A 3,179-nucleotide genomic window follows, 5' to 3' on the forward strand; every position below is an offset into this window, starting at 1 on the left:
AATAACTAATGGCCAAAATCCACCCGCACCAGCTTTAATTGGTAAAAAAAGGACACCCGCGCCGACGGCAGTGCCAAAAAGTGACAGTGACCATACAAAATCTTTATAGGTCCATTTACCAGAAGATTGTGTGGTCGATAAAACCTTTGTGGTTGTGTTCATGGGTAATTTACTCATTTTGGGAACAGGAAATAAATCGGATGCAATTTTGCGTTTTTTTTTACAATAAAAAATAGATCTAAATCATGTATTACCTGTGTTATTGAATGAGATGTCAAAAACTAACTCACGATCACGAAAAAACTGTGCTACATGTAAAAAATGTTAATGAATTGATTAGATAGATTTATTCGAAGTCGCATTTGACTAAGTTTATCTTATGACGATCGTTTATTTGTGGCGATGACAAGATAAAAGTAGATAAAAAAGCCATACAATAAAAGCCGATAAATCGCGATTAATGGGGAAGATTAATGTGTTTTTGTAGCGCTTGAATGATTTGAGCGGTCATACCCCATATAAAATGATGTTTATATGGCAGCGCAAATACTCTATGCCAGGTATTTTGTATTTGAAAAGTACCACTATAGAGTTTACGTTGATCAAGTAAGTAACAGGCTGGAATTTCAAAAATTTCATCAACTTCATTAGGATCGATGCGAGCGTTATAACTGGCATCAATCAATCCCACAATAGGCGTGACCACAAAACGGCTGACGGTGACTAAATCGGGTAGTTTACCTAAGATTTCTATGTCACACATTGAGACACCAATTTCTTCTTGAGTTTCACGCTTAGCGGTTTGATAAAGCGATCCATCACTTTCTTCATATTTTCCGCCAGGAAAGCTAACCTGCCCCGGATGATGTTTAAGGTGAGCAGCTCGTTTTGTGAAAATAACATTTAATCCGTGCTTACGTTCAACAAATCCAACCAAGACGGACGCTTTTTGTAATGAATCAGGCGATAAATGAGCGACACGATGGAGTGATTGCGCATGATAGTCACTGGGCATGGTTAAAAGAAAACGTTGTAACAGTTGATCTCTAGTCAAGTTAGCGGTGTCCATCGGTTGTCGATTTTTATCCAATTTTACTGTGCAAGAATAGGCAGGATACAACAGAGTTTATCTAACGTTTCCTGATATTCAGCGCCACAGTCACTGTCTGCGACAATTCCGCCTCCAGCCCACGCATACAATTGTTGTTGATGCGCGATCAAGGTACGAATACTAATGCTGGTATCCATGCGTCCATGACGGCTGATATAGCCAATAGAGCCGCAATAAGCACTACGGCGATGTGGTTCTAACTCCTCAATAATCTGCATCGCTCGAACCTTGGGGGCTCCTGTAATTGAGCCGCCGGGAAAACTGGCGCGTAACAAATCGGTTTGTTGATAATGTGTATCCAACTGAGCGCGAATGGTACTGACTAAATGGTGAACGGCCGGAAAACTTTCGATGGCAAAGAGCTTAGGGACATGAACGCTACCAGGTTTGGCCACACGGCCAATATCATTACGTAGTAGGTCAACGATCATTAAATTTTCGGCTTGATCTTTCTCTGCTTCAGCCAGTTCCATCGCATTCATCCTATCTTGCTGTGGGTTATCACTCCGTGGGCGAGTTCCCTTAATCGGTTTGGTTTCAATCTCACCTTGATCAATGAGTATAAAGCGTTCCGGTGAAACGCTGAGAATCGCGCCTTCTTCTAGCCGTATGAAGGCAGAAAAAGGAGCCTGATTGCTCTGTTCTAATTTTTGGTAAGCGAGCCATTCACTACCTTGGTAACCAGCTTTAAAACGTTGAGCAAGGTTGATTTGATAACAATCACCCGATCGTAAATAGTGTTGTACTTGGGCGAATTTTTGCTGGTAGTGTTCTGCGGACATGTTTGAATGCCAAGCCGTAGTCAGTTGAAATGGCCGTGATTGTGATTGTGATTGTGATTGTGATTGTAGCCAAGTTTGTGCTTTGGTCAGGTTAAGACCCACCCAGTAAGCCATTTTTTGCTGATGATCGATGACGATTGCCCACTCATACAGGCCAATCGCCATGTCTGGCATCGATAAGTCATGGATTGCACGGGAGGGTAATGGTTCAATTTGTCGCCCTAGATCATAGCTAAAGTAGCCTAGCGCTCCCCCGATAAAGGGCAGATCAAGCTGGTTGTCAACATGAGGCAAATAGGTGGCTTGCAGTTGTGCTATAAGCTCAAAAGGGTCTTTGAGTGACGTTGTCACTCTTTGTGGTTCACAGATTTCGGTCTTATCGTCAAAGGTTGTTAAAGTCACAATCGGGTTAGCCACCACAATATCAAACCGGCTATCTGTATGCTGTTTTGATGGTGAGCGTAACAGCATGGCCCACGGTAGATGCTCAATCTGAGAAAAAAGCTGATGGGCGAGGTTTTTTTGATAGTTGATGGATTGAATCTGTATTGATTTTTTTTCTTCTGCGTTCATTTGTGTAATTTGTGACAAAGGGAGGCTTCGCTGCATAGCGTGTTGAGGAAAGCAAGAGTATCATATAAAAGCGTAACCTCAAGCAGTTGACCGCATAGGTTTTTTCTCTTGAGGTTAGGCATCAATATAAAACGCTAAAAGCTGCTATTTGATCAATGTGTTTAATTCAGTCGTTTTTCGCCTTTGGCATTACTGACGTTCAGACACATTCTCAAAGCGTCGGCCCATGGAAGCATAATGATAACGAGGCATGCAATGACGGTTATACGCAAGCAAGATGTGATCAGCAGTGTTGCTGATGCTCTTCAATACATTTCTTATTACCATCCCCTTGATTTTATTCAAGCATTAGAACAAGCCTACCATCGCGAAGAGAGCCAAGCGGCAAAAGATGCGATTGCCCAAATTTTGATTAACTCACGCATGTCAGCAGAAGGACACCGCCCTATCTGTCAGGATACTGGCATTGTTACTTGTTTTGTCAATATTGGCATGGACGTTCAGTGGGACGCGACCGATATGACAGTGCAACAAATGATCGATGAAGGCGTTCGTCAGGCTTATACTAATCCAGAAAATCCACTACGAGCATCGGTATTGATGGATCCTGCGGGTAAGCGAATCAATACCAAAGATAATACACCAGCCGTTGTACACATTAATATGGTGCCGGGTAACAAGGTTGATATTCAAATCGCCGCGAAAGGTGGCGG

3 protein-coding genes and 1 pseudogene are annotated in these 3,179 nt (G+C 42.5%); 1 reads left to right on the forward strand and 3 read right to left on the reverse strand.

All coding sequences use genetic code 11. The annotated features are described in order from the left end of the window. The 3 genes and pseudogenes from B7C60_RS18375 to pabB all read right to left on the reverse strand — a co-directional run. A pseudogene (locus tag B7C60_RS18375) lies at positions 1–162 on the reverse strand (septum formation protein); the annotation flags it as partial. A gap of 295 nt (positions 163–457) precedes the next feature. After that, positions 458–1,069 carry a CoA pyrophosphatase gene (locus B7C60_RS07940; RefSeq protein ID WP_099611190.1) on the reverse strand — a complete coding sequence of 204 codons (612 nt, stop codon included), beginning with the start codon at positions 1,067–1,069 and terminating at the stop codon, positions 458–460. A gap of 23 nt (positions 1,070–1,092) precedes the next feature. Continuing rightward, positions 1,093–2,484 (reverse strand): aminodeoxychorismate synthase component 1, encoded by a 1,392-nt coding sequence (gene pabB, locus B7C60_RS07945; RefSeq protein WP_099611342.1) that lies wholly within the window; start codon positions 2,482–2,484, stop codon positions 1,093–1,095. A gap of 237 nt (positions 2,485–2,721) precedes the next feature. Here pabB and B7C60_RS18380 point away from each other — a divergent pair. Continuing rightward, positions 2,722–3,179, forward strand: a 458-nt coding sequence (locus tag B7C60_RS18380; protein ID WP_245868894.1) for a fumarate hydratase, incomplete at its 3' end; no start/stop codon positions are given.

Source organism: Vibrio fujianensis (assembly GCF_002749895.1).
GTDB lineage: Bacteria > Pseudomonadota > Gammaproteobacteria > Enterobacterales > Vibrionaceae > Vibrio > Vibrio fujianensis.

Coding starts and splice junctions, on each gene's coding strand:
- B7C60_RS07940 (WP_099611190.1), bottom strand. CDS start 1,069: ATGGACACCGCTAACTTGACTAGAGATCAACTGTTACAACGTTTTCTT.